Annotated in this window: 4 protein-coding genes; all 4 read right to left on the bottom strand. The window is 61.0% G+C overall.

Annotated elements, in window-relative coordinates; all coding sequences use genetic code 11:
• Positions 1–772 (bottom strand): ABC transporter permease (locus tag AC1DUU_RS23575; protein WP_476785807.1); only part of this gene is annotated, 772 nt, incomplete at its 3' end.
• A 143-nt stretch (positions 773–915) separates the two neighbouring features.
• Entirely contained in the window at positions 916–2,397 is a 1,482-nt protein-coding gene (locus AC1DUU_RS23570) for an ABC transporter substrate-binding protein (protein WP_476785806.1), read from the bottom strand.
• Positions 2,398–2,534: 137 nt separating this feature from the next.
• Entirely contained in the window at positions 2,535–3,815 is a 1,281-nt protein-coding gene (locus AC1DUU_RS23565) for an acetylornithine deacetylase/succinyl-diaminopimelate desuccinylase family protein (RefSeq protein WP_476785808.1), read from the bottom strand.
• A gap of 113 nt (positions 3,816–3,928) precedes the next feature.
• On the bottom strand, positions 3,929–4,429 hold the full coding sequence (locus AC1DUU_RS23560) for a RidA family protein (protein ID WP_476785805.1): 501 nt from the start codon (positions 4,427–4,429) through the stop codon (positions 3,929–3,931).
• Positions 4,430–4,689 lie beyond the last annotated feature (260 nt).

Here is a 4,689-nt window from a genome sequence, read left to right as displayed (position 1 = left end):
CGATGATGATGGTGCCTGCGAGCAGAAAGGCAAATTGCAGGCCCATGATGGTGAGCACCGGGATCATGGCGTTGCGCAGCGCGTGTCGCCACAGCACCGCGCGCATCGGCATGCCCTTGGCGCGGGCCGTGCGGATATAGTCTTCGCTCAAGACCTCGATCAGCGCGGCACGCGTGACGCGCGCGAGAATGGCCGCCTGCGGCAGGGCAAGGGCCAAAGCAGGCAGGATCAGCGCCTTGAGTGCGGGCCAGATACCGTTGCTCCACCCAGGAAAGCCGCCGGCTGGCACCAGCCTGAGCCAGACGGCGAAGACGTAGACGAGCAGCAGCGCGAACCAGAAGTTGGGCATCGCCACGCCGACCTGTGCCACGGCCATGGCGGCGGTGTCTGCGGCCTTGCCGCGACGCGCCGCGGAAAACAGCCCGACGGGAATGGCGATCAGCGTGGACAGGGTGAGGGCAATGATGGCGAGCGGAAAGGAGACGACCAAGCGCTCCTTGATCAGGTCGATCACCGGCACGGAGTAGGTGTAGGACTTTCCGAAATCGAGCGACAGCAAGCCACCGGCCCAGTTGATATAGCGTAGGATCAATGGCTGGTTGAGCCCCATCTGGTCGCGCAGCAGTTCGACCTGGGCGTCACTGGCATTCATGCCCAGCATCAGCCGCGCCGGATCGCCGGGGACAACGTCGAGCATCAAAAACACCACGACCGAAGCGACCACGAGGGTCGCCATTCCGATCAGCAGGCGTTTAAGCAAATAGGCCGTCATCGAACGCAAACTGCCCGAGAAAATGCCGCTCCGAAAGCTCGTAGGAGTTGCGGAGCGGCGCAGTTCACAGAACTGTTGCATGTTCTCGTAAATCGGAGCCGATTTGCGGAACGGAACATGCAAAATTCTCGGATACTATTGCGTTAGTCCGCCCATTTTACCTTGGTCAGGTCGTTGGCCTGGATGGGCGAATTTTCCCATAGGCCCTCGACCTTGGCGTCCCATATGCCGACCTTCGGCAGCTCAAACAGGAAGCCGTTGACGGCATCGTCGGCAAGGATCTTCTGCGCCTGCTTGTAAAGCTCGGCACGCTTGGCCTCGTCCGAGGTCAGGTTGAGCTCGTCGATCAGCTTGTTGAAGGCCGGGTTGTCGTAATTGAAATAGTAGTCCTTGCGGGCATAGATATCGATGTCGTTGGGCTCCGTGTGCGAGACGATCGACAGGTCGTAGTCCTTGTCGGTGAATACCTGCTTCAGCCAATCGGCCCATTCGACCGGAATGATCTGCAAGTCGATGCCGATCTCGCGCAACTGCGAAGCAATGATCTCGCCACCCTGGCGAGCATAGCCGACCGGCGGAAGCTTCAGTGTCGCCTTGAAGCCGTCGGGAAGGCCCGCCTCCTTGAGCAGCTCCTTGGCCTTGGCGATATCATGCGGATATGTGCCGGTCAGATCGACATAGGCCGGATTGTGGGGCGCAAAATGCGAACCGATGGGCGTCCCGAGGCCACCTGTCGCTCCATCGATGAGCGCCTTGCGGTCGATAGCGTGCGCGATCGCCTGACGCACCTTGAGATTGTCGAAGGGTGGGCGCTTGTTGTTGGTCGCAAGAACGGTCTCGCCTTCGGTCGTGCCGATGACGACCTTGAAGCGCGCATCGGCCTTGACCTGGGCGAGCGCGTCGCCGAGCGCGAAATTGGGCAGCGCCTGGACGTCGCCGGATAGCAAAGCAGGGATCGCTGCGGCCGCATCGGGGATGATGCGGAACTCGGCCTTGTCGAGCGCAATAGGATCGCCCCAGTAACCATCGGCCTTGACCAGCGTGATCGACGAGCCCTTGGCCCAGTTCTGGAACTTGAACGGGCCCGTGCCGATGGGGCTTGCCTTGTTGGTGTCGGCGGTCTCTGGCGCCACCATCACCGCGTCGCCCCAGCCGAGATTGTAGAGGAACGAGCCGAGCGGGTTTTTGAGAGTCACCTTGACGGTGGTCGGGTCGACGACTTCCACGGTGTCGATTGCCGCAAACAGGCCCTTTTGCGCATTGACCGAGTTTTCGCCGCGCGCGCGGTTGAGCGAGAATTGCACGTCCGAAGCGTCGAAGTCGGTCCCGTCGTGGAACTTCACGCCGGTGTGTAGCTTGAACGTATAGGTCTTGCCGTCGTCGGAAATGGTCCAACTCTGGGCGAGGTCGGGCAGTACTTCGCCACGTGAGCCGATCCGGGTCAGGCCCTCGAAGACATTGGCATAAAGGATTTCGTCGATGGCGGCTGCGGCACCCGCTGTCGGGTCGAGATGAGGCGGTTCCAACGGCATGCCAAGCACCAGATCAGTGCGGGCGGCCATAGCGGCGGTGCTCGACGCCAAGGCAAACGCTGCGGCTGCCAGGATGGTTTTCCACTGCTTCATGCTCAAATCTCCCCGCTCAACTTCGACCGGCCGGATAGAAGCGCGATTTTCCGGCCGAGTAAATCAAGTTTGTTGCAATTGCAGCGGCGCTGCTGAAATGAATTTCCTGGTCGAACGAGCAAGCTTTGCTTGCCCATTCAGCCGTTGAACTGGCCCCGTAGCAATATGTCGAGGCCGATGGCCATGACCTTTGCCGATTGCACCATGTCGTCGATGCCCACCCACTCGTCGGGCCTGTGGGCGAGGTCGAGAATACCGGGGCCGTAGGCAATGCAATCGTACAAATGGCCGATACGGGCGACATGTTTCTGGTCGTAGGTGCCGGGCGAGATGACATATTCCGGCTCCTTGTCGAAAATTTCGCGGATGCCCCTGGCAATGGCCGACGCAACAGGTGCGTCGCGCTCGGTCATCAGCGGCTGCACCTCCATGATGTCACGGATTTCGTAGTCGAATTTTTTACGTTCGCGTTTCAGGCGCTCGAGAATGCTGGTGACCTCGCCCTTCACGTCAAGAATGTTTTCTTCAAGCAGGAAGCGGCGATCGATGGTCAGCCGGCACGAATCGGGCACGTTGGGCGAGGGCAGGCCGGGGCGGAAGTCGTCGGTCTGGCCGCCATGGATCGAATTGATGTTCATCGTCGATCGCCGCGCGCCTTCGGGCACCACCGGCATGCGTGTCGTCTTGCGGTCGAGCGCGGGAAACAGCTCTTGCTCGAAGGCTTCCAGCACCGCGCCCATGTGGCGGACCGCACAATCGCCGAGGAAGGGCATCGAGCCGTGCGCGATCTCGCCCTTGGTCTCAATCTCGGCCCACCAGACGCCGCGATGGCCCAGGCAGATGCGATCCTTGTTCAGCGGTTCGGGGATGATGACGTGGTCGACCTTGGGTTTTGAGAAATAGCCCTTGCCGGCGAGATAAGCGACGCCGCCGAAACCRCCGGATTCCTCGTCGACGGTGCCTGAAATCTCGATGGCACCGGGAAAGTCCGGGTTTACGTCCATGAAGGCTTCGGCCGCGATGATCGAGGCGGCGAGCCCGCCCTTCATGTCGCAGGCGCCACGCCCATAGACGCGGCCGTCGCGGATGACRCCGGCGAATGGATCGACGGACCAGCCTTCGCCGGCTTCGACGACATCGATATGGGAGTTGAAATGCACCGTCTGGCCGCGAGACCTGCCGTCGAATCGGGCGACGACATTGATACGCGGATATCGCTCCGTGTCGCCAGGCGTGCCCTCGGCGCGGATGTATTCGACCCCAAAACCGCGCTTGGCCAAGCGGTCGCCAAGGAACTCGGCGCAGGGGCGATATGCATCCCCCGGCGGATTGATTGTCGGGAAGCGGATCAGCTGTGCCGTTAATTCGGCCAGTTCTTCACGCCGGTCGTCTATGGTCTTGAAAAGCTTGTCATACATGCGGTCGACACGTTTCACTTCTGTCCCGGATCCTCGGCAGTCTTGCGCATCCGTCCAGCCGTGTCGAGCGCGCAGGCCGCCCGATGCCGAGCAGCCTGCGAAAACCGTTTCGTTCAGGGTCGAACGGCGGTGACTTCGATTTCGACAAGCCAGCCTGGAGCGGCAAGGCCGGCAACCTGCATCACCGAACGCGACGGCAGGTTTGGCTGCTCCTTGGTGCCGAAGAACTGCGTGTAGCCCTCCATGAAGCCGCCGAAATCCATCTTGCCGCCCTTTTCGGGATCGCCAACGAGGAAGACCTGCATCTTGATCACGTCGCCCATCTTGAGGCCGAGACCCTCGAGCGTCTTTTCGATCGACTTGAACACCGTTTCCGTCTGGGCCTTGGTGTTGCCATAGGCCGCAAGGCTGCCCTTTTCGGCTTTTTCATCGACGACCGAAGGCACTGCGCCGCTGACATAGATCGTCGTCTTGCCAGCCGGCACTTCAACGGCCTGGGCGATCGGGAAATCGGAATTCGGGATCTTGTGGCGCACGACGTCTTGGGCCATCGCGCTGCCAGTGAGGAAAAGGCCGGCCACAAGCGTGGCGGCGCCAACCCGCATCTTTGTCATTTCTTGCTCCTTCATTGCCGCGTGGAATTGGAGCAGCCGGCAAAGTGTGCCGGCTGCTCCGGTTGCTAGAGCAATCGCTCCAACCTGTTGGATTCGCACATCATCGCCATCCAACTTCGGCGAGGATGTGTCAGCGTGCGCCCGCGACCTCTTCAGCCGTGACCGCATCCTTGTAGTCGTTGCCGAAATTGGTCCTGACATAATTGACCACCGCGGCGACCTGGTCGTCGCTCATCATGCTGCCGACGGGCGGCATGCCA

The organism is Aminobacter sp. P4_H6_2 (assembly GCF_056400805.1).
This window is presented reverse-complemented; position numbering and strand designations above follow the sequence as displayed.